Origin of the sequence: Pseudomonas lactucae (assembly GCF_036688725.1) — a bacterium.
In the GTDB taxonomy this organism is placed as follows: domain Bacteria; phylum Pseudomonadota; class Gammaproteobacteria; order Pseudomonadales; family Pseudomonadaceae; genus Aquipseudomonas; species Aquipseudomonas lactucae.
This window is the reverse complement of the sequence record NZ_JAQQPT010000001.1, coordinates 212,762-237,336: the sequence shown is the minus strand read 5'-3', so window position 1 is coordinate 237,336 and position 24,575 is coordinate 212,762. Positions and strand designations below refer to the sequence as shown.

Annotated in this window: 15 protein-coding genes; 7 read left to right on the top strand and 8 right to left on the bottom strand. The window is 61.7% G+C overall.

Annotation, left to right across the window (positions count from 1 at the left end; genetic code table 11):
- Positions 1-11: 11 nt before the first annotated feature.
- Complete coding sequence (gene mscK / locus V6M90_RS01010; protein WP_141063056.1) at positions 12-3,395, bottom strand: mechanosensitive channel MscK; 3,384 nt, start codon at positions 3,393-3,395, stop codon at positions 12-14.
- A gap of 52 nt (positions 3,396-3,447) precedes the next feature.
- Entirely contained in the window at positions 3,448-5,190 is a 1,743-nt protein-coding gene (locus tag V6M90_RS01005) for a potassium/proton antiporter (RefSeq protein ID WP_078823016.1), read from the bottom strand.
- A 359-nt stretch (positions 5,191-5,549) separates the two neighbouring features.
- Between V6M90_RS01005 and V6M90_RS01000 the strand changes: the two genes are divergently transcribed.
- Together V6M90_RS01000 and V6M90_RS00995 are read left to right on the top strand one after the other, a co-directional pair.
- Positions 5,550-5,780 (top strand): hypothetical protein, encoded by a 231-nt coding sequence (locus tag V6M90_RS01000; protein ID WP_042944076.1) that lies wholly within the window; start codon positions 5,550-5,552, stop codon positions 5,778-5,780.
- Positions 5,777-6,067, top strand: coding sequence for a cell division protein ZapA (locus V6M90_RS00995; RefSeq protein ID WP_003171269.1), 291 nt, complete (start codon positions 5,777-5,779; stop codon positions 6,065-6,067). Before V6M90_RS01000 ends, V6M90_RS00995 begins: the two co-directional genes overlap by 4 nt.
- Here the strand turns inward: V6M90_RS00995 and V6M90_RS00990 are convergent.
- Positions 6,064-7,866 carry an acyl-CoA dehydrogenase gene (locus V6M90_RS00990; protein ID WP_003171270.1) on the bottom strand — a complete coding sequence of 601 codons (1,803 nt, stop codon included), beginning with the start codon at positions 7,864-7,866 and terminating at the stop codon, positions 6,064-6,066. The genes V6M90_RS00995 and V6M90_RS00990 overlap by 4 nt on opposite strands.
- 166 nt (positions 7,867-8,032) lie before the next feature.
- Positions 8,033-11,986 (bottom strand): trifunctional transcriptional regulator/proline dehydrogenase/L-glutamate gamma-semialdehyde dehydrogenase, encoded by a 3,954-nt coding sequence (gene putA, locus V6M90_RS00985; protein ID WP_141063054.1) that lies wholly within the window; start codon positions 11,984-11,986, stop codon positions 8,033-8,035.
- 29 nt (positions 11,987-12,015) lie between these two features.
- Between putA and V6M90_RS00980 the strand changes: the two genes are divergently transcribed.
- The 4 genes from V6M90_RS00980 to V6M90_RS00965 all read left to right on the top strand — a co-directional run bounded on the left by V6M90_RS00980 (position 12,016) and on the right by V6M90_RS00965 (position 16,896).
- Complete coding sequence (locus tag V6M90_RS00980) at positions 12,016-12,357, top strand: hypothetical protein (protein WP_332845958.1); 342 nt, start codon at positions 12,016-12,018, stop codon at positions 12,355-12,357.
- 93 nt (positions 12,358-12,450) lie between these two features.
- On the top strand, positions 12,451-13,935 hold the full coding sequence (gene putP / locus V6M90_RS00975) for a sodium/proline symporter PutP (protein ID WP_003171272.1): 1,485 nt from the start codon (positions 12,451-12,453) through the stop codon (positions 13,933-13,935).
- A gap of 204 nt (positions 13,936-14,139) precedes the next feature.
- Positions 14,140-16,155: a type VI secretion system Vgr family protein gene (locus V6M90_RS00970; RefSeq protein ID WP_003171273.1), complete on the top strand. Its 2,016-nt coding sequence runs from the start codon at positions 14,140-14,142 to the stop codon at positions 16,153-16,155.
- A gap of 15 nt (positions 16,156-16,170) precedes the next feature.
- A complete protein-coding gene (locus V6M90_RS00965; protein ID WP_332845957.1) occupies positions 16,171-16,896 on the top strand; it encodes a DUF4123 domain-containing protein in 726 nt (241 codons plus the stop codon).
- Here V6M90_RS00965 and V6M90_RS00960 read toward each other — a convergent pair.
- The gene (locus V6M90_RS00960) at positions 16,882-18,159 is read right to left on the bottom strand and encodes an O-acetylhomoserine aminocarboxypropyltransferase/cysteine synthase family protein (RefSeq protein ID WP_003171275.1); all 1,278 of its coding nucleotides are present in this window, start codon (positions 18,157-18,159) and stop codon (positions 16,882-16,884) included. The two genes, V6M90_RS00965 and V6M90_RS00960, sit on opposite strands and share 15 nt — an antisense overlap.
- 174 nt (positions 18,160-18,333) lie before the next feature.
- Between V6M90_RS00960 and V6M90_RS00955 the strand changes: the two genes are divergently transcribed.
- Complete coding sequence (locus tag V6M90_RS00955; protein WP_141063051.1) at positions 18,334-19,170, top strand: 23S rRNA (adenine(2030)-N(6))-methyltransferase RlmJ; 837 nt, start codon at positions 18,334-18,336, stop codon at positions 19,168-19,170.
- A gap of 38 nt (positions 19,171-19,208) precedes the next feature.
- On the opposite strand, the gene msrA is transcribed toward V6M90_RS00955, so the two are convergent.
- The 3 genes from msrA to aceF all read right to left on the bottom strand — a co-directional run bounded on the left by msrA (position 19,209) and on the right by aceF (position 24,571).
- The gene (gene msrA, locus V6M90_RS00950) at positions 19,209-19,856 is read right to left on the bottom strand and encodes a peptide-methionine (S)-S-oxide reductase MsrA (RefSeq protein WP_003171278.1); all 648 of its coding nucleotides are present in this window, start codon (positions 19,854-19,856) and stop codon (positions 19,209-19,211) included.
- A 72-nt stretch (positions 19,857-19,928) separates the two neighbouring features.
- On the bottom strand, positions 19,929-22,622 hold the full coding sequence (locus V6M90_RS00945; protein ID WP_003171279.1) for a putative bifunctional diguanylate cyclase/phosphodiesterase: 2,694 nt from the start codon (positions 22,620-22,622) through the stop codon (positions 19,929-19,931).
- A gap of 317 nt (positions 22,623-22,939) precedes the next feature.
- On the bottom strand, positions 22,940-24,571 hold the full coding sequence (aceF, locus tag V6M90_RS00940) for a dihydrolipoyllysine-residue acetyltransferase (RefSeq protein ID WP_003171280.1): 1,632 nt from the start codon (positions 24,569-24,571) through the stop codon (positions 22,940-22,942).
- Between the last annotated feature and the right edge of the window lie 4 nt (positions 24,572-24,575).

Genomic DNA, 24,575 nt, shown 5'->3' with positions numbered 1-24,575 from the left:
GGATAGGCGCGTTAGTCGAGTTTGCTCGGTGGTGGCTCCGGTGCATCCGCGACTTTTCCGGCAGGCGGTTCGGGTGCGTCCTGCTCCTGGGTGGGGCCGGCGATGGTCTTGCGATCATCCTCGACCGGGACCAGTTTGTACTCTTGGCCGTGCATGTTCTTGAGGTACACCTCCATCTGTCGGAACGAGATGTTGATGTGCTGCTTCTTGAATTCACGGTTGATGTAGCGGTTGACCTCGTCCAGCACCGGGTTGCGGTCACCCAGGTCACGTACGTGCATGCGCAGTTCGTGGTCGAGGGTGCTTTCGCCGAAGTTGAGGAAGTACACGTGAGGCTCGGGGTCTTTGAGCACCCGTGGGTTTTCCCTGGCAGCCTTGAGCAACAATTCCTTCACCAGGTCCAGGTCGGAGCCGTAATCCACGCCGAGTTTGAGGGTGACGCGGGTGATGGTGTCGGTCAGCGACCAGTTGATCAGTTGCCCGGTAATGAACGTCTTGTTCGGGACAATAATGTCCTTGCGGTCGAAGTCGGTGATGGTGGTGGCGCGGATGCGGATCTTGCTCACCGTGCCCGACAGGTTGCCGATGGTGATGGTGTCGCCGATACGCACCGGGCGTTCGAACAGGATCATGATGCCGGAGATGAAGTTGGCGAAGATCTCCTGCATGCCGAAGCCCAGGCCCACCGACAGCGCGGCCACCAGCCATTGCAACTTGTCCCAGCTCACGCCGAGGGTGGACAGCGTGGACACAAAACCCACGCCGGCAATCACGTAGGACAGCAACGTGGTGGTGGCGTAGGCGCTGCCCTGGGCCAGGTCGAGCTTGGACAGCACCAGCACTTCCAGCAAGCCGGGCAGGTTGCGCGCCAGGGCGAAGGTGATGCCGATGATGATCAGCGCGCCCAGAAAGTCGCCGATGCTGATGGGCACCATGCTGATATTCGCACCGGTACCGCTGGTGTATTCGTACAGCGTGACGTTATCCAGGTAGGAAAACACTGAGATCAGGTCCGACCACACCCAGTACAGCGCGGCGATAAAACCGCCGAGCAGGGCCAGGCGGATCAGGCGCAAGGATTGTTCATTGACCTTTTCGATGTCCAGGGTCGGTTCTTCAACCACTGCTTCACCTTCACCGGCTTCCTTGGCTGCCTGGCGTTTGGCCAGGGCGCGCGCGTAGGCCAGGCGCCGTGCGGCGACGCTCAGCCAGCGCACGAAGGTGGCTTCGGCCACCAGCCAGAACATCAGCAGGTACAGGGTGTTGATCAGACGGTCGCTGAGCTTGAGAGCGGTGTAGTAGTAGCCGAAGCACACGGCGATAAACAGTGCGACGGGCAGCGCGGTAAACAGCAGGCCCATGGCTTTACGAAACAGTGAGGCTTTTTCGTGGGTAGGGCTGTTCAGCAACAGGCGGCCCAGCAGCCAAGCCATCAGCGCATAACAGGTCAGCACCACGCCGATGCCCAGCACGTCATCGGCCAGCGCCGCCGGCTGATGCTCGGCAACCGCCACCACGGCGACCAGGGCCAGTACCACCAGCCCGAGCTTGCGCACCCAGCCCTGGAGGAATTCAACCTGGGGTTTTTCCCAGCGAAAATGCAGTTCGGCCACGCCACCTGGGGCGAGAATCCGGTAGGCGGTGTAGAACACCAGCCACGCCTGGGCCAGTTGCAGCAGGGCGGAACCCAGGTTGGCGTTTTGCCCGCGGGCGTCGATCTGCAGCGCATAGCCGCACAAGGCCAGGCCCAGGGACACCGGCAGGGCCAGCAGGATATTGATCAGGATGGCCTGCGGCGTGTGCCACTGGCTGTCGCGCTTGAAGTGGCCGATGTCCAGGTGAACCTTGCTCAACCGCTGGTACAGCGCCTTGCGTCGCCACAGCAGGGCGCCGATCAACAGCAGCAACGGCAGGAACAGCAGCGGGCGCTGGGTGAGGCCGTCATACAGTTCGCTGACGCTGGAGGCCCACGGCAGGCTGGTGACTTGCTTGCTCAGATGCGCCGGCACCGTTTCCAGCCATTCTGTGTCCAGCGGCTTGTTGCTGGGGATCCAGAACATCTGTTCATCGAGCGTCGCGCGCAGGGTGGTGGCGGTGCTCAGCAGTTGTTTCTGGTTCAGTTGCAGGGTGATGGATTCGTTGAGCAGCGCGCTCAGCTCACGGCTCAGGCGCTCCAGCAAGTCACTGCGGGTAATCGCCAGTTCCAGCAAGGTGCGGCGCAGTTGCGGGGTCACGTCATCCGGCGGCTGGTTGGCCAGCAGGTTATCCACATAAGCGCTGGGGGAGCTGATCAACTCGCGTTTCTGGTTGACCTCGAACTGGTACAGGCGAATGTTGGCGATGTCGTCGGCCAGGTCGCGATCCACCGTGAGGCGCGGCAGTGCCTGTTTTTGCTTATACAGAATCTTGGAGAGCAGCAGGCTGCCCCTGAGCACGTTGATCTGGTCGTCCAGTGCCGCGTCGTTCTGGGTCACCGTGTCCAGTTGCTGCTTGGTCTGCAGGTTTTTCTGGGTCAGCTCGTTGAGCCGGTCGGTGCTTTTGAGCAGGTAGTCGGAGAGCTTCAGGTTCTCTGCGCTTTCCGTGGCCAGGATGGCGCTGCCGCCGGACTTCTGCGCCTCGATGGACTGCTGCGTGACTGTCTGCTGGGACTGGGCCAGGCGTTTCTGGTTGATCAGGTTTTGCAGGTCCTGGATCTCTTGTTCCAGGCGCGCGGCTTTTTCCTGGATCAGGTCGTGCTGGCTGTTGCCCAGGTCTTGCAGTTGACTGTTGCCGGCCAGTTCCTGGCGGCGCAGCGGGATCAAGGCGTTGAGGGCTGCCAGCTCGGCGTTCAACTGGTTGCGTTGGTCGCCGCTGAGGGTTTTGCCATTGTCCTTGCCGGCCTTGAGGGTCGCGTTGATCTGCAGGATGCGCGCCTGGCTGCTGCTGATTTCGGTCTGCGCACGCTCGGGGCGGGTCTGCGCGGCGATGGTCATGCTGTTGGCGTCGGCCAGCTCTTTTTGCAGGTCGCCTTGCTGGGTGCTGCGCTGCACCAGCAGTTGTTCCAGCTGCGGTATCGGCAGCGTCGCGTAACGCTGGGCTACCGGGATGACTTTGGTGGCCTTGAGCCGGGTCAGCTCGCGCTGGTTTTCGCTGGTCTGGCGCGGGGCATCTTCCAGCTGGCGCTTGACGTCGGCGAGACGCTGTTCGTAATCCTGCTGGTTGCCCAGGTACGTCAGGGTCTGCTGCAGGATGGTTTGCAGCGCCTTCATGTCGGCGTCGGGCAGTTTGCGGTCGGGCAGCTTGTCCAGGGTTTGCTGGATGGCGTCGGCGCTGGGCGGGTCGGCGGCGTAGACGTTGCCGACACAGAGAGTCAGGCCCAGCAGGGCGGTGGCGAGAAATGTGCGCAGGGTTGGCATAGAGACCGATTGAGCAAGGTGAAGAGTCGGGAGCGTGGCGTCGCTCCGCAGTTTAGAGGAAGAGTCCGGGGCCCGGGCGACTTCCTTCGGGGAATCTGACGCCCACTTTGCCGATCTTGTTCCCGTCCATGACCGCGACGGTCCAGATGGTGTTGTTCCACTCCACCTGGTCGCCGACCACCGGCGCGCCGCCAACTTTCTGGGTGATGAAACGGCTCAACGGCATGTCCGGGTCGATCCCTTCGAGCTTGAGGCCATACAATGCCGACACCGCGCCCAGCTGGGCGTCGCCTTCGAGGACGAAGTCGCCGAAGAAGCGCAGATCGAGGCCGCGTTGCGGTGCCTGGCTGAACAGTTTGCCCAGGGCCGGCAGGTTGTGTTCGTGGCCGATCACGCAGAGCAGATCGTCGACTTCCAGCACCGTACTACCCGACGGATGGAGCAGTTGCTGACCACGGAACAGGGCGGCGATACGCGTGCCTTCGGGCATTTTCAGCTCGCGCAGGGCCGCGCCGATGCACCATTTTTCCGCGCCCAGGCGGTAGACGAACAGTTCCCACTCACTGGTGACATGCACTTCCAGGGCGGAGCGGGAGATCGGCGCGGGGTCCGGCGGTACCGTGACCTTCAACAACTTCGCCACCCACGGCAGGCTTGTGCCCTGCACCAGCAGTGACACCAGCACGATAAAGAATGCCAGGTTGAAATACAGCTGTGCATGGGGCAGCCCGGCCATCAGCGGGAACACTGCCAGAATGATCGGCACCGCGCCGCGCAGGCCGACCCAGGCGATAAAGGCTTTTTCGCGGCCGTGGAACGCTTTGAATGGCAGCAGGCCGACCAGTACCGACAGCGGTCGCGCAAACAGAATCATCCACAGCGCCAGGCCCAGCGCCGGCAGGGCGATTGGCAGCAAATCATGGGGGGTGACCAGCAGGCCCAGCACCAGGAACATGCCGATCTGCGCGAGCCAGGCCATGCCGTCGAGCATATGCAAAATGCCATGACGGCTGCGCACCGGGCGGTTGCCGATCACCAGGCCGCACAGGTACACGGCGAGGAAGCCGCTGCCGTGCAGGGCGTTGGTCAGGGCGAACACGAACAGGCCGCCGGCGATCACCAGGATCGGGTAGAGACCGTTGGCCAGATTGATGCGGTTGACCATCTGCAGCATCAACCAGCCGCCGCCGAGGCCGACGATGCCGCCGATGCCGAATTCGCGCACCAGATGGGTCAGCAGGCTCCAGTGCAGGCCGGTCTGGCCGCTGGCGAGCATGTCGATCAGGGTCACGGTGAGGAACACCGCCATCGGGTCGTTGCTGCCGGATTCAATTTCCAGGCTGGCGCTGACCCGTTCGTTCAGGCCCTTGCCGCCGAGCAGCGAGAACACCGCCGCGGCGTCGGTGGAGCCGACGATGGCGCCGATCAGCAAACCCTGGATGATGTTGAGATTAAACAGCCACGCCGCCGCCATGCCGGTGAGGCCGGTGGTAATCAACACCCCCACCGTGGCCAGCGACAACGCCGGCCAGAGCGCCACGCGAAAACTCGCTACCCGGGTGCGCAAGCCGCCGTCGAGCAAAATCACGGCCAGTGCCAGGTTGCCCACCAGGTAAGCGGTCGGGTAGTTATCGAAGATGATGCCGCCACCATCGACACCGGCCAGCATGCCCACGCCCAGGATGATCACCAGGATCGGGATGCCCAGGCGCGACGAAAGAGAACTCACCAGAATGCTCGCACTCACCAGCAACGCGCCGATCAAGAACAGGCTGTTGATGGTCGTCGCATTCAAAGGCAGTACTCCATAAGCAAACAAGACAGGGCGCAGGCTGACCATGCAGTCTGCGTGCCAGCGATTCTAACCTGTTGAATTGCTGCGCTGTCAAAAAGCTTTTCCTGATTCGCATGGATCCAAATGTGGGAGGGGCAAGGCCCTCTGGCACATTTTTAACTGAGTACAGTCAGTTGGAGACGCAAGCGCCCGACCAGGGGTTTTACGGTTTCAGGAACCAGATGGGGGAAATGCAGTCACTAAGGCTCGAAAGTGTGGCCCGGCCCTTAAAAAGCGGGCCGCGCGCCGGGGATAACCCTGGCATCCGAGGTGATTTTTCTTTATCGTCACCGCCCTTTGAAAAAGCCAGAGAAATCAAAATGTTAGAAGCATCCCTCAGCCAATTGGAACAACTGGTCAACGACCTGGTACAGCAAAACCAGGACCTGTTGGGCGCCAATCAATCCCTCAAGGCCGAACTCGCCAGCGCCAAGGATGAGAACGACAGCCTGCAACTGAGCCTGATGGAACAGGAAGAGAAGCACGGCGCCACCGCGGCGCGTATTCAGGCGTTGGTTGAGCGCGTGAGCGCAGGTCCTGTCAGCGCATGAATGAAGGGATAAAGGTCGTTTCGATTCTCGGAGAGGATTACTCGATCAAGGCGCCGGTCGGGGAAGATAAAACCCTGATGCACGCCGTGACCATGCTCAAGGCTTCCCTGGCCACCACCAAGAAAAAGTACCCGACCCTGATCGGTGACAAATTACTGGTGCTGGCGGCGCTGAACCTGTGCGCCGAGCAGATCGAAATGCAGCAGGCCCATCAACAGGAACTCGACCGTTACCAAGAGCAAGTCAGCGCCACGGTCGAAGTGATTTCCAAGGCGATCCAGCCTTAGAACCACGCATCCTGCATCCCCAGGCACGTATCATCACGTGCCTCCAGAATCGCCAGTTCATGATGGCAGCCCGGTACTTCCCAGGTCAGGAAGTAACGGGCGGCCTGGAGTTTGCCTTTATAAAAGGCCACATCCGCCGCATTGCCCAAGGCCAGCCCTTCTTCGGCGTGAATTGCCTGTTCCAGCCAGCGCCAGCCAATCACAGTGTGCCCGAACACCTTCAGATACAGCGCCGAGTTCGCCAGGCTGCTGTTGACCTGGCCTTGGGCGAGATCCGTCAGCAGTCCCAGTGTGACGTCCTGCAGGCGCGCCACCAACTGTTCCAGAGGTGTTCTCAAGGCTGTGAGTGATGGGTATTTCTGTGCCCGCGCAGCGGTTTCGGCGATCAGGCGGATCAGTTGCTTGAGCCCCGCGCCACCGTTCTGCGCCAGTTTGCGCCCGAGCAGGTCCAGGGACTGGATGCCGTGAGTGCCTTCATGAATGGGGTTCAGGCGGTTGTCACGGTAGTACTGCTCCACCGGGTATTCTCGGGTGTAGCCGTGGCCGCCGAGGATCTGGATCGCCAGTTCGTTGGCCTTGAGGCAGAACTCGGACGGCCAGGATTTGACGATGGGCGTGAGCAGGTCGAGCAGTTCGTGGGCCTGCTTGCGCTCGGTTTCGGTGTCCAGCGTGGTGGTGTCGTCGAACAGCCGTGCGGCGTACAGGCCCAGGTCGAAGGCGCCCTCCACGTAGGCTTTTTGCGTGAGCAGCATGCGTTTGATATCGGCGTGCTGGATGATCGACACCGGCGCGGTGGCGGGGTCCTTGCTGTCGGGCAGGCGGCCTTGCGGGCGTTCGCGGGCGTATTCCAAAGAATACAGATAGCCGGCATAACCGAGCATCACCGCACCCATGCCGACGCCGATACGTGCCTCGTTCATCATCTGGAACATGCAGCTCAGGCCCTGATGCGGCTTGCCCACCAGATAGCCGACGCAGTTACCGTTATCGCCGAAATTCAGCGCGGTGGACGTGGTGCCCCGCCAGCCCATCTTGTGAAACAGCCCGGCCAGCAGCACATCGTTGCGCGCGCCGAGGCTGCCGTCATCATTGACCAGAAACTTGGGCACGATAAACAGCGAGATACCCTTCACCCCGGCCGGTGCATCCGGCAGTTTGGCCAACACCATGTGCACGATGTTTTCCGATAGCGGATGGTCGCCGCCGGAGATGAAGATCTTGTTGCCCTTGAGCCGATAGGTGCCGTCAGCCGCAGGTTCTGCGCGTGTACGAATATCCGACAGGGATGAGCCCGCGTGGGGCTCGGTCAGGGCCATGGTGCCGAAGAAGCGACCGTCGATCATCGGTTGCAGGAAGCGCTGTTTCTGCTCTTCGGTGCCGAAGCTTTCGATCAGGTTGGCCGCGCCCATGGTCAGGAACGGGTAGGACGTGGACGCCGCGTTGGCTGATTGGAAGTGTGCGAAACACGCCTGGGACAGCAGGGTGGGCAACTGCATGCCGCCCGCGTCGAAACTGCGCGCAGCGTTGAGGAAACCCGCTTCCAGAAACGCATCCACGGCCGGCTTGACCTCAGGAATCAGAAGGGCCTTGCCGTCCTCGTAGCGCGGTTCATTTTCGTCGTTCTTGCGGTTGTGCGGCGCGAAGTACTTTTCGGCGATGGAGCGCGCGGTGCTGATGGCCGCATCGAAGGTTTCGCGGTTGTGCTCGGCAAACCGTTCGCGCTGGGTCAGGCCCTCGGCATCGAGGACTTCGTACAGCTCGAAAGCCAGATTGCGGGAACTGAGCAGCGTCTCGGACATGGCGGATTACCTTTAGAAAAGTATGCCGCAGTCTAGGAGCGCTAATAAAAACGGGGAAGGAAGATAGATGGGGGTGATGGGGCGGCACAAGTTGCAAGCTTCAAGCTACAAGTAAGAGCGCGATGCTTTTACTTGCAGCTTGTAGCCTAAAACTTGCCGCTGCTGCTTAACCGATGGTCATCAGGCTGGCGTTACCACCCGCTGCCGCCGTGTTAACACTCAACGCCCGCTCAATCACCAGGCGCTCCAGTGCAATCGCTGTCTCACCTTGCGACAAACCATGCACGCCAACAATCGCACCGCCACGCTGGGCCACTTGTTTGCACACCGCGCGCAGTTGGTCGGAATCGCCGTGGTGCAGGACGGCGTCGAACACCACCTCGTCCTTGGTCCAATCGGCCACGCGCTGGATCTTCGCCTGAATCTCCTTCGGCAGGCGTGGGAACACTGCCTTGGTCAGGTCGGTTTCCGGCCATACCGCTGAGCCACCGACCGCCAACACCGCGGCCAGTTGGGTCAACAGGTCGCCTTCCACTTCCGCCAGGCACAGCACGTGCTCGCGGGGCAGGATGGCGTAGCTGTTGCGCTCGCCGGTCGGGCCGGCCAGTTGGCGGGTGATACCGCTTTGCGATTGCGCGGCGAATTGAGTGCACAGGGCGCTCAGCTCGCTGAACTTATTGCTGTCGGCCCAGGTTTTCAGGGCGGTCAGCGGTTGGCTCATGGCGTCGCGCAGGCGCACGTCCGGAGCGGCCAGTTTGTCGCCGCGTACGAAGGATTGCTCGATCGCATCGGTAGGACGGGTCGACAGCAGGCGGTACAGGTACAGCGGACCACCGGCTTTCGGACCCGTGCCCGACAGGCCTTCGCCGCCGAACGGCTGCACGCCGACCACGGCCCCAACAATGTTGCGGTTGACGTAGACGTTGCCGGCATTGACGTTGTCGATCACCTTGGCGATGGTCTCGTCGATGCGGGTATGCACGCCCAGGGTCAGGCCATAGCCGGACGCATTGATCTGGCCGATCAACTGGTCGATCTCTTTACGCTTGTAGCGCACCACGTGCAGCACCGGGCCGAAGATCTCGCGTTGCAGCTCGTCGAAGCTTTCCAGTTCGATCAGGGTTGGCATGACGAAGGTGCCGCGCTTGATCTCTTCACCGTCGGCAATCGCCACTTGGTAAACGTTGCGGCCTTTGTCGCGCATGGCCTGGATGTGTTTCTCGATGCCGGCCTTGGCTTCGGCGTCGATCACCGGGCCGATGTCTACCGACAGGCGCTCCGGGTTGCCCAGGCGGCATTCAGCCATGGCGCCCTTGAGCATTTCGATGACGCGGTCGGCCGAATCTTCCTGCAGGCACAGCACACGCAGGGCCGAGCAACGCTGGCCGGCGCTGTCGAAGGCCGACGACACCACGTCGATGACCACTTGTTCGGTGAGTGCCGAGGAGTCCACGATCATGGCGTTCTGGCCGCCGGTTTCGGCGATCAGCGGGATCGGACGGCCCTGTGCATCCAGGCGGCCGGCGACATTGCGTTGCAGCAGGCGCGCCACCTCGGTGGAGCCGGTGAACATCACACCTTTGACGCGGTCATCACCCACCAGGCGGGCACCGACGGTTTCGCCCTGGCCCGGCAGCAGTTGCAGCACGCCTTCCGGAATGCCGGCTTCCAGCAGGATGCGCACGGCCTGGGCCGCTACCAGCGGGGTTTGCTCGGCAGGCTTGGCCAATACCGGGTTGCCGGCCGCCAGCGCAGCCGCCACCTGGCCGCTGAAAATCGCCAGTGGGAAGTTCCACGGGCTGATGCAGACCACCGGGCCCAACGGGCGGTGGGCATCGTTGGTGAAATCGTTGCGTGCCTGTACCGCGTAGTAGCGCAGGAAGTCCACGGCTTCACGCACTTCGGCGATGGCGTTGGCGAAGGTCTTGCCGGCTTCGCGAGCCAACAGGCCCATCAGTGGCTGGATCTCGCCTTCCATCAGGTCGGCGGCGCGTTCCAGGATCGCGGCGCGTTCGGCGGGCGGGGTGGCCTGCCAGATCGGGCCCGCATTGATGGCGCACTGGATCGCGTTGTCGACGTCTTCGACGGTGGCTTCCTGTACCTGGCCGACCACATCACGCAGGTCGGATGGGTTCAGCACTGGCGTCGCCGCTTGTTCGCTGGCGTCGCAACCAAGCATCGGCGCGGCTTTCCAATGGTTGTGAGCGGTGGCCAGCAGGGCGCAGGACAGCGACGCCAAGCGGTGTTCGTTGGCCAGGTCGATACCGGCCGAGTTGGCGCGGTCGCTGCCGTACAGGTCGCGCGGCAATGGGATGCGCGGGTGTGGCAAGCCGAAGCCGCCTTCCTGCGTGGCCATTTGCTCGATGCTGGCTACCGGGTCGGCCACCAGTTCCTGGATCGAGATGGATTGGTCGGCGATACGATTGACGAACGAGGTGTTGGCGCCGTTTTCCAGCAGGCGACGTACCAGGTACGCCAGCAGCGTTTCGTGGGTGCCGACCGGTGCGTACACGCGGCACGGACGGTTCAGCTTACCTTCGGAAACCTTGCCTACAACCTGCTCGTACAACGGCTCACCCATGCCGTGCAGGCATTGGAATTCGTACTGGCCGGGGTAATAGTTCTGACCGGCGATATGGTAGATGGCCGACAGGGTATGGGCGTTGTGCGTGGCGAACTGCGGGTAGATGACTTCCGGCACCGACAGCAGCTTGCGTGCGCAGGCGATGTAGGACACGTCGGTGTACACCTTGCGGGTATAGACCGGGTAGCCTTCCAGGCCTTCGACCTGGGCGCGCTTGATTTCGCTGTCCCAGTACGCGCCCTTTACCAGGCGGATCATCAGGCGGTGGCGGCTGCGGCGAGCCAGGTCGATCACATAGTCGATCACGTACGGGCAACGCTTCTGGTATGCCTGGATCACGAAACCGATGCCGTTCCAGCCGGTCAGTTGCGGCTCGAAGCACAGGCGTTCGAGCAGGTCCAGGGACAGTTCCAGGCGGTCGGCTTCTTCGGCGTCGATGTTCAGGCCGATGTCGTATTGCTTGGCCAGCAGGGTCAGGGACAGCAGGCGCGGGTACAACTCATCCATCACGCGTTCGTACTGTGCGCGGCTGTAACGCGGGTGCAGGGCCGAGAGTTTGATGGAGATGCCCGGGCCTTCATAAATCCCACGGCCATTGGAGGCTTTGCCGATGGAGTGAATGGCTTGTTCGTACGAGGCCAGGTACTTCTGGGCGTCGTGTTCGGTGAGCGCGGCTTCACCGAGCATGTCGTAGGAATAGCGGAAGCCCTTGGCTTCAAACTTGCTCGCATTGGCCAGGGCTTCGGCGATGGTTTCGCCGGTGACGAACTGCTCGCCCATCAGGCGCATGGCCATGTCGACGCCCTTGCGGATCATCGGCTCGCCGCTCTTGCCGATGATGCGGCTCAAGGACGAGGTCAAGCCTGCTTCGTTGTGCGTGGCGACCAGTTTGCCGGTCAGCAGCAGGCCCCAGGTGGCGGCATTGACGAACAGCGACGGGCTGTTGCCCAGGTGCGGCTGCCAGTTGCCGGTGCTGATCTTGTCGCGGATCAGCGCGTCGCGGGTGCCCTTGTCCGGGATGCGCAACAGCGCTTCGGCCAGGCACATCAGCGCCACGCCTTCCTGGGATGACAGGGAAAATTCCTGCAGCAGGCCCTGAACAATACCGGCACGGCCGCCGGCGCTCTTCTGGTTGCGCAGTTTTTCGGCAATGGTGGCGGCCAGCTTGTTGGTGGCTTCGGCCATTGGAGCCGGCAGGCGGGCCTGCTCGATCAGCATCGGCACCACTTCCGGTTCCGGGCGGCGGTAAGCGGCGGTGATCGAGGCGCGGAGCACCGATTGCGGCAGGATGCTCTCGGCGAACTCAAGGAAGCACTGGTGTGCATGGTCGGCCTGGACCTCGCCCGCATCGTCGGCGTCCTTGCTGCTCAAGCCATTGAGCTCGTTCAGGGTTGCACCACCCTCGAGTTTCTCCAGGTAATTGAAAATCGCCTGCTTGATCAGCCAGTGCGGCGTGCGATCAATGGAGGTCGCGGCAGCCTTCAGGCGTTCGCGGGTCGGGTCGTCGAGTTTGACCCCAAGGGTGGTCGTCGCCATTTTCTTATCCTCATGGGTGCCACTACCGAGTGGCATTAGCTGGCGGCAAGATTAGCTTTGCCCATGAAGAGGTGCAACCGGGTGCAACCTTTTTTATGCATGAAATTTTCGACGTTCATCCGAAAAAAATTTCCCGCCAGCGGAATACGCTTTGCGCTGGTGCGTTTGCTTCTGAGATCGGCTGTTCTTGCTCCGAAAAGGAGCAAAAACACAGCGTTTGGTCGAATTCACATCCGGGTGCAACTTATTCGCAAGAAACAGGTTGCACCTTATTTGCTTTGTTGAATAGCATTCGTGCCCAAGGTGCAACCATCCTGAAAGCCGGGGGGGTTCATCGGCTGACGGCTTTCCTGGGGAAACGTCAGTCATAAATGCGCGGCACGCAGGTTCGTTTACCCAGCTATACAGTGGGTGGCGTCCGACAGACCGCTGCCACATAAAAACAATGCCAGGGCGTCACTCTTATGAGCGTTAGTAACCCAACCCTGATCACGTTCGTGATCTATATCGCAGCAATGGTGTTGATCGGCTTGATGGCCTATCGCTCCACCAACAACCTTTCCGATTACATCCTTGGCGGTCGCAGCCTCGGTAGCGTGGTGACAGCCTTGTCCGCCGGTGCTTCCGACATGAGCGGCTGGTTGTTGATGGGCTTGCCGGGCGCGATCTACATGTCCGGCCTGTCGGAAAGCTGGATCGCCATTGGCCTGATCGCCGGCGCCTACCTCAACTGGCTGTTCGTGGCCGGTCGCCTGCGGGTACAGACCGAGCACAACGGCGACGCCCTGACGCTGCCTGACTACTTCTCCAGCCGTTTCGAAGATAAAAGCGGCCTGCTGCGGATCATTTCGGCCATCGTGATCCTGGTGTTCTTCACCATCTACTGCGCTTCCGGCATCGTGGCCGGCGCCCGCCTGTTCGAAAGCACCTTCGGCATGTCCTACGAGACCGCGCTGTGGGCGGGGGCTGCGGCGACCATTGCCTACACCTTTATCGGTGGTTTCCTGGCCGTGAGCTGGACCGACACCGTACAAGCCACGCTGATGATCTTCGCGCTGATCCTGACGCCGATCATCGTATTGCTGGCCACCGGCGGTGTGGACACCACGTTCCTGGCGATTGAAGCCAAGGACCCGACCAGCTTCGACATGCTGAAAAACACCACCTTCATCGGCGTCATCTCGCTGATGGGTTGGGGCCTGGGTTACTTCGGCCAGCCGCATATCCTCGCGCGTTTCATGGCGGCGGATTCGGTCAAGTCGATCGCCAACGCGCGTCGTATCTCCATGACCTGGATGATCTTGTGCCTGGCCGGTACCGTGGCGGTAGGTTTCTTCGGTATCGCCTATTTCTCGGCGCACCCGGAAGTGGCAGGTCCCGTGACCGAAAACCCTGAGCGTGTGTTTATCGAACTGGCCAAAATCCTCTTCAACCCATGGGTCGCCGGTGTGCTGCTGTCGGCTATCCTCGCGGCTGTCATGAGTACCCTGAGCTGCCAGTTGCTGGTGTGCTCCAGCGCTCTGACCGAAGACTTCTACAAAGCCTTCCTGCGCAAGAACGCCTCTCAGCTTGAGCTGGTGTGGGTCGGTCGTCTGATGGTGCTGGTGGTTGCCCTGATCGCCATCGCCATGGCCGCCAACCCGGAAAACCGCGTGCTGGGCCTGGTGAGTTACGCCTGGGCCGGTTTCGGCGCTGCGTTCGGCCCTGTGGTGCTGATCTCGGTGATCTGGAAAGGCATGACCCGTAACGGCGCGCTGGCCGGTATCCTGGTGGGTGCGATCACTGTGATCGTGTGGAAACACTTCTCGCTGCTGGGCCTGTACGAAATCATCCCAGGCTTCATCTTCGCCAGCCTGGCGATCTACTTCGTGAGCAAGATGGGCGCACCGACGGCCGGTATGGTCGAGCGCTTTGATGCTGCGGAAAAAGACTACAACCTCAACAAGTAATTCGCCGGGCGTTAAGTGCCGGTTGAGTTGAAAGAAGGCCCGCGTCCTACGGATGGCGGGCCTTTTTTTGGGTGTGATTTGGGAATGGCTTGAAGAAGATTCAGGCGCCTGCGTGTAGGGTTTTACTGATTTGTCTGGGGTGTGCTCAGCGGGGCGCGGCCGTGAGGCAGAATCTGTCGCCCACCCCTCGCAGAGAAACACCGGATGTTCGCTCCTGCCAATCAAAGCGCCTTTACCCTGACCCTCGACGGTGTGCCAAGCGAACTCAAGGTCTTTGAGTTCCAAGGCACCGAAGCCATCAGCCAACCCTATCGTTTTGACCTGGAGCTGGTCAGCGAACAGCCTGACCTTGATCTGGACGGCTTGCTGCATCGCCAGGTCTACCTGGGTTTCGATAATCAGGGCCATGGTGTGCATGGCCTGGTCCACCGCGTAGCGCAGGGCGACTCGGGGCGGCGCCTGACCCGCTATCAGATCAGCCTTGTGCCGCAGCTGGCGTACTTGATGCACAGCAGTCACCAGCGGATTTTCCAGCACAAGACGGTGCCGCAGATCGTTGCGCAGGTGCTGGTGCAGCAGGGGATTCTGAGTGACCAATTCGATTTCCGCCTGAGCGGTACTTACCCCGAGCGCGAATATTGCGTGCAGTTCGGCGAGACCGATCTGGCGTTCATTCAACGGCTGTGTGCCGAGCTGGGCATTCATTACCACTTTCAGCATTCGCCCGATGGGCACCGGTTGGTGTTCGGGGACGACCAGACGGTATTTGCCCAGGCCGATCAGCCCACCCCTTACATGCCGGGTTCCGGGATGGTGGCGGATACCCCGGCAATCAAACGTTTTGCGGTGCAGTTGGAAACCCGTGCGACCGCCGTCAGCCTGCGCGATTACGACTTTCGTAAACCTGACCTGGTGCTGGAGAGCGGCGTTGCCGGCGACCCGTTGCCACAGCTTGAAGAACAGGTGTACCCCGGTCATTTTTCTGATCGCGCCCATGGCAAATATCTCGCGCAACGGGGGCTGGAGCGACGTCGGAGTGACTATCGAATCGCCCGTGGCAACGGTGATGAGCCTGCATTGAGCAGCGGGCGGTTCCTCAGGCTGGCCGGGCACCCGCGCGAGCAATGGAATGACGTGTGGCTGGTGACCCATGTTGCTCACGAGGGCCGGCAACCCCAGGTATTGGAAGAGGCGGTCACCGAGGTTGCCGGTGGGGATTCTCGTCAAGGCTATCGCAATGAGTTCGTCGCTGCGCCGTGGGATGTGATCTTTCGTCCATCCATGCCCGAGCAGGCGCGACCGACCCTTTCGGGTTATCAGAATGCGGTGGTCACCGGGCCTCAGGGCAGCGAGATTCATTGCGACGAGTACGGGCGGGTCAAGGTGCAATTGGCCTGGGACCGTGCCGGGGAGCGCAACGACCATTCCAGTTGCTGGCTGAGAGTTGCCAGCGGTTGGGCGCATGATCGTTACGGCGCAGTGTTGCTTCCCCGGGTCGGCATGGAGGTATTGGTGGGCTTCGTCAATGGCGACCTGGACATGCCGCTGGTGATGGGTTGCCTGCCCAACGCGGCCACTGCCGTGCCACTCGATCTGCCGGCGGACAAGACCCGCAGCATTTTCCGCAGTCAGAGCAGCCCCGGTGGTGGCGGCTATAACGAGCTGCGTATTGAAGATCGTAAGGGTGCTGAGGAAATCTACCTGCGTGCTCAGCGCGATTGGACCCAGCATGTGTTGCGTGACCAGCAGGTGCAGGTCGATAACCAGCGGCGGGTGAGGGTCGGCGGTGAATCGCATCATGAACTGCAGGGCGAAGAACAGCGCATCACCCATGGCAATCGCCTGACCGAACTCAAGCAGGACGATCACCTTGTAGTAGGTGGTTCGCAGCAGATGCGCGCCGGGCGGACCATTCGGATCGGCGCCGGGCAAAGCGTGGTGATCGATGCGGGCGCCAGCGTGACGGTTCAGGCTGGCGGTCAGTCGATCACGCTGTCGGCGGGTGGGATCTTCAGCAGCGTGCCGATTCAGCTGGGCAGCGCACCGGCTCCAGTCGCGTCCCCGTTGATGCCGGGAGTGAAGGAAAAATTGCTGGCGGTCATTCCTGCCCCGTTGAGTGGGGTGCAGGTGGCCAGCCTCAAGCGCAGTGCGCCGTTTTGCGAAGAGTGCGAGCGCTGTAAGAACGGGCAGTGCGATCTCCCCCATTCCATTCAACCCTAAAAGGAATTTACTTTGATGTCTCAGCCCTTGTCCCCCGGCGCCTGGCTTGCACAGTCGCCTTTGCTGCCCAATCAAAAGCTCTTTGTGGTGCTGAGCGGTGCCAGCGACGCCACACCGCTTGCCGCCTGGCAAACCACGGAAACGGGAATGCCACCCCAATCGATCTGGGCCGATACAGCTTATGCACAATGGGATGAGGTGATGCCTTACGTGGGGATCGTCGAGCCCGGCAGTGCCTTCCTTGACTGGGTCGCAGCCACTGAAGCCACGGATTGGGGCTGGCTGGCGGTATCGTCCAGTCCGCTGGAAACCGTCGTTGCTCACCTGCAAGGCCTGACCAAGGTGCTGCTTCCCGATGGACAGGATGTGTTTTTACGCTTCTGGGATGGGGCTCAATTTCTGCCGATCGTGCAACACCTGGGCGACGAGGCGGGTGAGTTGTTGCCGATGTTCCAACGCTACCTGATCAATGGCCGGCCACTCACGGTGGCGACGGCGCCAGTCACTGCGGCCAAGGCCAGCCCTTGGTGGCACGTGCCCGTATCGTTACTCGAACACCTGGCAGAGCAATCACCGCAAACCCTGATCGACAATCTGCTGCAATGGCTGCAAGAGCAGCGTCCCGACCTGTACACCGCGTTCACGCCGGCGACCTTGCAGCATAAGGTCGCCTACTTTGTGCGCAGGCCGGCTATCAGTCATGGAACCCTGGCCGACTACCTCGCCTCAGAGTCGCGTTGAGCCCAGTGCCTGCTGCAGGTCATCGATCAGGTCTTCAATTGCCTCGATGCCCACCGAGAGGCGAATCATCTCCGGTTTCACGCCGGCCTTGGCTTGCTCTTGCTCGTTCATTTGCCGGTGGGTCGTGGACGCCGGGTGGCAGGCCAGGGATTTGGCATCGCCGATATTCACCAGGCGCTTGAAGATTTGCAGCGCATCGTAGAAGCGCACGCCGGCATCAAAGCCGCCCTTCAAGCCAAAGGAGAGGATCGCCGAGGGTTTACCCTGCAGATATTTTTGCGCCAGTGCGTGATGCGGGTGGTCCGGCAGCCCGGCGTAGCTGACCCATTCCACGGCCGTATGGCCTTGCAGGAACTGCGCGACCTTCAACGCGTTCTCGGTGTGGCGTTCCATGCGCAGGGCCAGGGTTTCCAGGCCTTGCAGCAGCAGGAACGCATTCATCGGCGCCAGCGCCGCGCCCGTGTTGCGCAGCGGCACGGTGCGGGCACGGGCGATGAAAGCGGCAGGGCCGAATTTTTCGGTGTAGACCACGCCGTGATAGGCCGGCTCCGGGGTGTTGAGGCCGGGGAATTTCTCCGGGTATTGGGCCCATGGGAAAGTGCCGCTGTCGACGATCACGCCGCCCAGGGAGTTGCCATGGCCGCCGATGTATTTGGTCACCGAATGCACCACGATGTCGGCGCCGAACTGGATCGGCTTGCACAGGATCGGCGTGGCCACGGTGTTGTCCACCATCAACGGCACACCACGGTCGTGGGCTACATTGGCCAAGGCTTCGAGGTCGACGATATTACCCGCCGGGTTGCCGATGCTTTCGCAGTACACCAGCTTGGTGTTGTCGTCGATCAGTTCAGCGATGGCCTCGGCCGAGTCGTCGCGGGCGAAACGCACATCCACACCAAAACTGGGCAGCAGGTGGGCGAACAGGGTGTAGGTGCCGCCGTAGAGCTGCGGGGTGGTGACGATGTTGTCGCCGGCCCGGGTGAGGGTCTGGATCGCATAGTGGATCGCCGCGCTGCCGGCTGACACGGCCAGGCCTGCGATACCGCCTTCGAGGGCGGCGAGGCGCTGCTCCAGCACATCGTTGGTGGGGTTCATGATGCGCGTGTAGATATTCCCGGGCACGTCGAGGTTGAACAGGTCGGCACCGTGCTGGGCGTTATCGAATTCGAAGGCGACGTTCTGGTAGATCGGCACCGCGACGGCCTTGGTGGTCGGGTCCGACTTGAAGCCGTGGTGCAGCGCGATGGTGGCGTCTTTCATGATGGTTGTTGACCTCCCTGGAGAATGGATGGCCACAATAAATCCGCCCAGGCACCGCCATTTAGATTTTTTTCAGCCGGCTTTCTGTGTTTAGGGCATAAGCACCGCCCGACACGCAGCCCTGCACCTTTGCCCGTGTAGAAGGTAAACTTCGCCCCCTGCGCAGGAGCAACCATGAATTATCGTCACGCCTTTCACGCCGGCAACCACGCCGATGTCTTCAAACACCTGACCTTGACCCGCCTCATCGCCTTGATGTCGCGCAAGGAGCAGCCGTTCGCCTATCTCGACACCCATGCCGGGATCGGTCTGTATGACCTGCAAGGCGACCAGGCCAACCGCACGGGTGAATACCTCGAAGGCATCGCCCGTCTGTGGGATCAGGACGACCTGCCGCCGTTGACCGCCGACTACATGCGCGTGCTGCACGAGATGAACCCGGATGGCCTGTTGCGCTACTACCCAGGCTCGCCGGAGCTGGCGCGGCGCCTCACGCGTCCTCAAGACCGTGTGTTGCTCAATGAAAAACACCCCGAAGACGGCGTGCTGCTCAAGGACAACATGAAGGGCGACCGCCGGGTCAAGGTGCACCTGGGCGAAGGCTGGCATGTGCCGCGCGCCTTGTTGCCGGTGCCGGAAAAACGCGCGTTGATGCTGATCGACCCGCCGTTCGAAAAGCTCGACGAAATGCAGCGTTGCGCCGCGTCCCTCAAGGAGGCTGTCAGTCGTATGCGCCAGACCGTCGCGGCGATCTGGTACCCGGTGAAGGACCAGCGCATGCTGCGCCGCTTCTACCAGGACCTGGCCGGTACCGGCGCGCCGAAATTGCTGAGGGTGGAATTGCTGGTGCATCCACTGGACACGCCCAACACCCTGACCGGCTCGGGCCTGGCGATTGCCAACCCGCCGTGGGGCCTGGAGGAGGAGTTGCGTGAGCTGCTGCCGTGGCTGTCCAGGAAGCTGGGCCAGACCCAGGGTGGGTGGCAGATGGATTGGTTGATCGCTGAATAACGCCTGGCGCCCCTCCCACATTTTGATTTGCGTCGGCTTTAGATCGGGCACGTCACGCCAGTACCGCCGATCCCGCAGTAGCCCTGCGGATTCTTCGCCAGGTACTGCTGGTGGTACGCCTCGGCGAAGTACACCGTCGGTGCTTCGTCTATTTCAGTGGTGATCTCGCCCAGGCCAGCCTTGCTCAGTTCTTGCTGGTAAGCCTCGGCACTGGCCTTCGCCGCCGCCAACTGTTCCGGCGTGGTGGCATAAATCACTGAGCGGTACTGGCTGCCGATATCGTTGCCCTGGCGCATGCCCTGGGTCGGGTTGTGCAGTTCCCAGAACATTTTCAACAGGTCTTCGTATTTCACCTTGGCCTGGTCATACACCACCAGCACCACTTCGCTATGACCGGTCAGGCCGGAGCAGACTTCTTCGTAGGTCGGGTTCGGCGTGAAGCCGCCGGCGTAACCCACCACGGTGCTGACCACGCCATCGCGCTCCCAGAATTTGCGCTCAGCGCCCCAGAAGCAGCCCAGGCCGAAGATCGCAAAACCGACGTCGTCGAGGAACGGGCCCAGCAGCGGGTTGCCGTTGACGAAGTGCGTTTCGGGCAGGGTCATCGGCGTTTCACGCCCAGGCAGCGCTTGTTCTTGAGTAGGCAGCACGTTTTTGTTCACCAGAATTTCCGAGCGCAAGACCATGATCAGTCCTCTCGTCAGGTTGAGTTAGCAGTAAAAGTCAGACAACCAGTGTGCCCGAGTGTTACAGCGCTGTCAGGCGATTGGCCCGCGCGGGTAACGTTTGAGCATTTTCAGCAGCTCCGCGCCGGGGATTGGCCTGTCGAACAGGTAGCCCTGGCCTACGTCACAGCGATGCCGGCGCAGGAACGCCAGTTGTTCGGCGGTCTCAATGCCTTCGGCCACGACCTTGAGCTTGAGGTTGTGAGCCATGGCGATTACGGCCGAGGTGATTTCCATGTCGTCCTGGTTGTCCGGGATCTCATGGATAAAGCTTCGATCGATCTTAATGATGTCGATGGGGAATTTTTTCAAGTAGCTCAGCGACGAGTAACCGGTGCCGAAGTCGTCCATGGCCAGGGTCAGGCCAAAGCTCTTCAACTGGTCCAGTTGCAGGCGCGTGTCTTCCGTGGCTTCCAGCAGCAGGCCTTCGGTGAGTTCCAGCTCGAGCAGGTTCGCCGGCAGGTCTTCTTCCTTGAGGATCGCGGCAATCGACGCCACCAGGTCCGGGTCGGAGAACTGCTTGGGCGACAGATTGATTGCCACCTGCAGGTTGCCCATGCCGGCGGCGCTTAGCCGCTTGCTCATGCGGCAGGCCTGGCGCGCGATCCATTTGCCGATGGGGATGATCAAGCCCGTTTCTTCGGCCACGCTGATGAACTGGTCGGGGCGGATCATGCCCTTCTCCGGGTGGTTCCAGCGCAGCAGCGCCTCCATGCCCAGCAAGCGGCCGCTGCGCAGGCACAGCTTGGGCTGGTAGAACACGTCCAACTCGTTCTGGGTGAGGGCGCGGCGCAGGTTGTTTTCCACGAACAGCTTGTAGCTGGCCTCGGCGTTCAGCGCTTCGGTAAACACCTGTACCTGGTGTTTGCCGTTGGCCTTGGCCTTATGCAGCGCCAGGCCGGCGTTGCGCATCAGGGTTTGCGGGTCGCGGCCATGCAGCGGTGCGCAGGCCAGGCCCACGGAACCGGTGACGCTGATCAATTGGTTGTCGACGAACATTGGCTTGTCGAGGGTCGCCAGCAGTTGACTGGCGACTTGCTGGCCACTTTCCAGGTCGGTGTCGTCGAGCAACACCGCAAACTCATTACTGGCAAAGCGCGCCAGGCTGCCGCCGGTACTCAGGCTGTTGCGCAGGCGTCGGGCCAGGCTGATCAGCAGCTTGTCGCCGGTCTGGTGGCCGAGGCTGTCGTTGATGCGCTTGAAGTTGTCGATGTCCACCAGCAGCAGGCTGATCGGGCTGTCGCTGTCGCGGGCAAAGCGTTCGTCGAGGTTGCGGATAAACGCCGGACGGTTGCCCAGGTTGGTCAGGTTGTCGGTATAGGCCAGACGCTCTATGCGCTGCTGGGCCAGCTTGGTCTGGGTGATGTCTTCGTAGATGCCGATGTAGTGCGTCAGCTCGCGGTTATCGCCATACACCTTGGAGATCGACAGCTGGCCCCAGTAAGGTTCCAGATTTTTACGCCGACTCTTGAACTCACCCTGCCAACTGTTGCTTTTGGCCAGGCTCGACGGCGCGTCGAACAGCAGTTCGCTGAGATTCTCCAGCGCCGGTAATTGCGCCAGGCGGTGGCCGTGGACTTCTTCGGCGCTGTACTGGGTGATCGCGGTGAAACTCGGGTTGACGTACTCCACCACGCCGTCGCAATTGACCAGCAGAAAGGCGTTGGCGCTTTGCTCCACCGCACGCTGGAACAGGTGCAGGGCGCTGGTGGCGGTGCGCCGGTTGTGATTGTTGATCACCTGCGCAAACTGGTCTGCCAGCTCGCCGGCAAAGGCAATTTCATCTGCCTGCCAGTCGCGTGGGCTGCCGGCTTGTTCCAGGCACAGCACGCCGACCACATGGCCGTCCACGCGGATACTCGCGTCGAGCACGGCGTGGATGCCTTTGGCGCGTAGGTGTTCGGCCATTTCCCGGGTGCGCGGATCGCGCAGGGCATGGTTGGCGTCGATGGCGCGGCTGGCGTGCAGGGCTTCCAGATAGTCCGGGAAACAGCTGGCATCGATGGCGTCGGGCAGATGGTATTTCTGGTCGGCGCGGTGGTACGCCGAGATCGGCACCAGGTGCTGGCCTTCGAGGTTCCAGATGCTGGCGCAGTCAATCTGGTAGATGTCGCAGGCGCTGCGGGTAATCAGCTCGGCGGCTTCCTGCAGCGAATTGTTTATGGTGTAGCGCTGGCGGGCCAGCAGGAGGATCAACTCCTGCTGCGCGCGCACCCGTTCCAGGTGCTGCAACTGTTCCCGCTGGGCGCGCTGGTTGAGTTCGAGGGCAATTTGCAGGCGGCTGTTCTGGTTCTCCAGGTCCGCGGTGGGAGCTGGCGAGGGCAATTCGCTGAACAGGCCGTCGACCACCATCAGGTAGCCGCGCAGCAGATGGCGATTGTGTTGTTTGTAGGCCTCGCCCATTTCCAGCAGGCTCAGGGGGCCGTCGTTGGTGTGCAGGGTGTAGCGCACCAGGTAGTGAGGGCTCTGGGTCAGTTGCTGCTGGATGGTGTCGTGCAGTTGATAGCGCGCCTGGGGCTCCATCAGGCTGGCGTAGGGTGTGCCCAGCAGCGCGCACAGCTCGACCGCCGACAGGCCGAATTGGCGCTCGCAATTGGGGTCCAGGTAAAGAAGGGCCCAGCTCGCCTCATTAAGCCGCTCGAAGCGCAGCATACCGAGGCGCGAAGGCACCGGTAACTGCGTCACTACCTCGGCCGCCATTCGGGCGACATCGGGCTGGCTTTTCATGGGGGGGAACTCACTTGAAATAACGCGCACGGCGCCGGGCTCACGCCCTCTTTTCTGCTGCCTGCGGCAAGGTTGCATCATGCAGCGCGGACTGACAAGAGAGGATGAAGGCTAAGTGCTATAAGGGTGTTATCGGCCGCGTGGGGGATTTCTGTAGGTGCGCTGACAGAAGGTGTACAAACCTGTTCGGTTTGTCCAGTTTCTGGTGGCTGAAAGAGTAAAAAAAGCCCCGCCAATTGGCGGGGTTGAGGTACGAGCGTGGCGCTCGGAAATCGATGCAACCGGGCCTCCCCGGTGAAAGGGAGGCCCGTAGTTGCTTACAGCAGGATGGTGCGGATGTCGTTCAGCAGTTGGCTCAGGCGCTGGGTAAAGCGCGCAGCCGCCGCACCGTTGATCACACGGTGATCGTAGGACAGCGACAGAGGCAGCATCAGCTTCGGCTGGAACGCTTTACCGTCCCAGACAGGCTGGATGGTGGCCTTGGATACACCCAGGATTGCCACTTCCGGCGCGTTGACGATTGGTGTGAAGCCAGTGCCGCCAATGTGACCGAGGCTGGAGATGGTGAAGCAAGCGCCCTGCATGTCGTCCGGGGTGAGCTTCTTGTCGCGGGCCTTGGCAGCCAGCGCAGCCGCTTCGGCAGCCAGTTGCAGCAGGTTCTTCTGGTCAACGTTCTTGATGACCGGGACCAGCAGGCCATCCGGGGTGTCGACGGCAAAGCCGATGTGCACGTACTTCTTGCGAATGATCGCTTTGCCGCTTGGCGCCAGCGAACTGTTGAAGTCCGGCAGCTCCTTGAGCAGGTGCGCACAGGCTTTGAGCAGCAGCGGCAGTACGGTCAGTTTCACGCCAGCCTTTTCGGCCACGGCTTTCTGCGCAACGCGGAAAGCTTCCAGGTCGGTAATGTCGGCCTGGTCGAACTGAGTCACGTGCGGGATGTTCAGCCAGCTGGCGTGCAGGCCTGCCGCGCCGATTTGCATCAGGCGGGTCATCGGCACTTCTTCGGTTTCGCCGAAGCGGCTGAAATCCACGGTGCGGATCGGCGGAATACCCGAGCCGCCGGTTGCAGCGCCGGCCGCCGGGGCTTCCTTGGCTTTCTGCATCATGGCTTTGACGTAGACCTGCACGTCTTCTTTCAGCACGCGACCGTGTGGGCCAGTGGCCGATACAGCGTTGAGCTCGACGCCGAATTCACGCGCCAGTTGGCGTACAGCCGGGCCGGCGTGAACCTTGGCACCGCTTGGTGCTGGAGCGGCAGGGGCCGGTGCGGCTTCGGTTTTTGCAGCAGGCGCAGGGGCGGCAGCGGCTGGAGCCGCTGGCGCCGCTTCAGCCTTGGCCGCCGCCGGAGCGGGAGCCGCGGCAGGCGCAGCGCCTTGTACTTTCAGCTTGAGAATGAAGTCACCGGTGCCGACTTCGTCTTCCAGCTTGACTGCAATGCTTTCCACCACGCCGGCAGCCGGCGATGGGATTTCCATGGAGGCCTTGTCGGACTCCAGGGTGATCAGCGACTGGTCGGCTTCGACGGTGTCGCCGACCTTGACCAGCAACTCGATGATCTTGGCCTTGCCTGACGAACCGATGTCCGGGACGTGAATGTCCTGGACGGTGGCGGCGGCAGGTGCGGCGGCCGGGGCTGGGGCCTCGGCAGCAGGTTTTTCAGCAACAGGTGCTGGTGCGGCAGCAGGAGCGGCGGCCGCAGGCGCCGCATCGGCGGCACCTTCGATTTCCAGCTCAAGCAATTCGTCGCCTTCTTTCAGGCGGTCGCCCAGCTTCACTTTCAGGCTCTTGACCACGCCGGCCTTGGGAGCAGGGATTTCCATGCTCGCCTTGTCCGATTCCAGGGTCAGGATGCTCTGGTCGGCTTCGACTTTGTCGCCGACCTTCACAAACAGCTCGATTACTTCACCTTCACCGCTGCCGATGTCAGGTACGCGAATGAGTTCGCTCACAAAA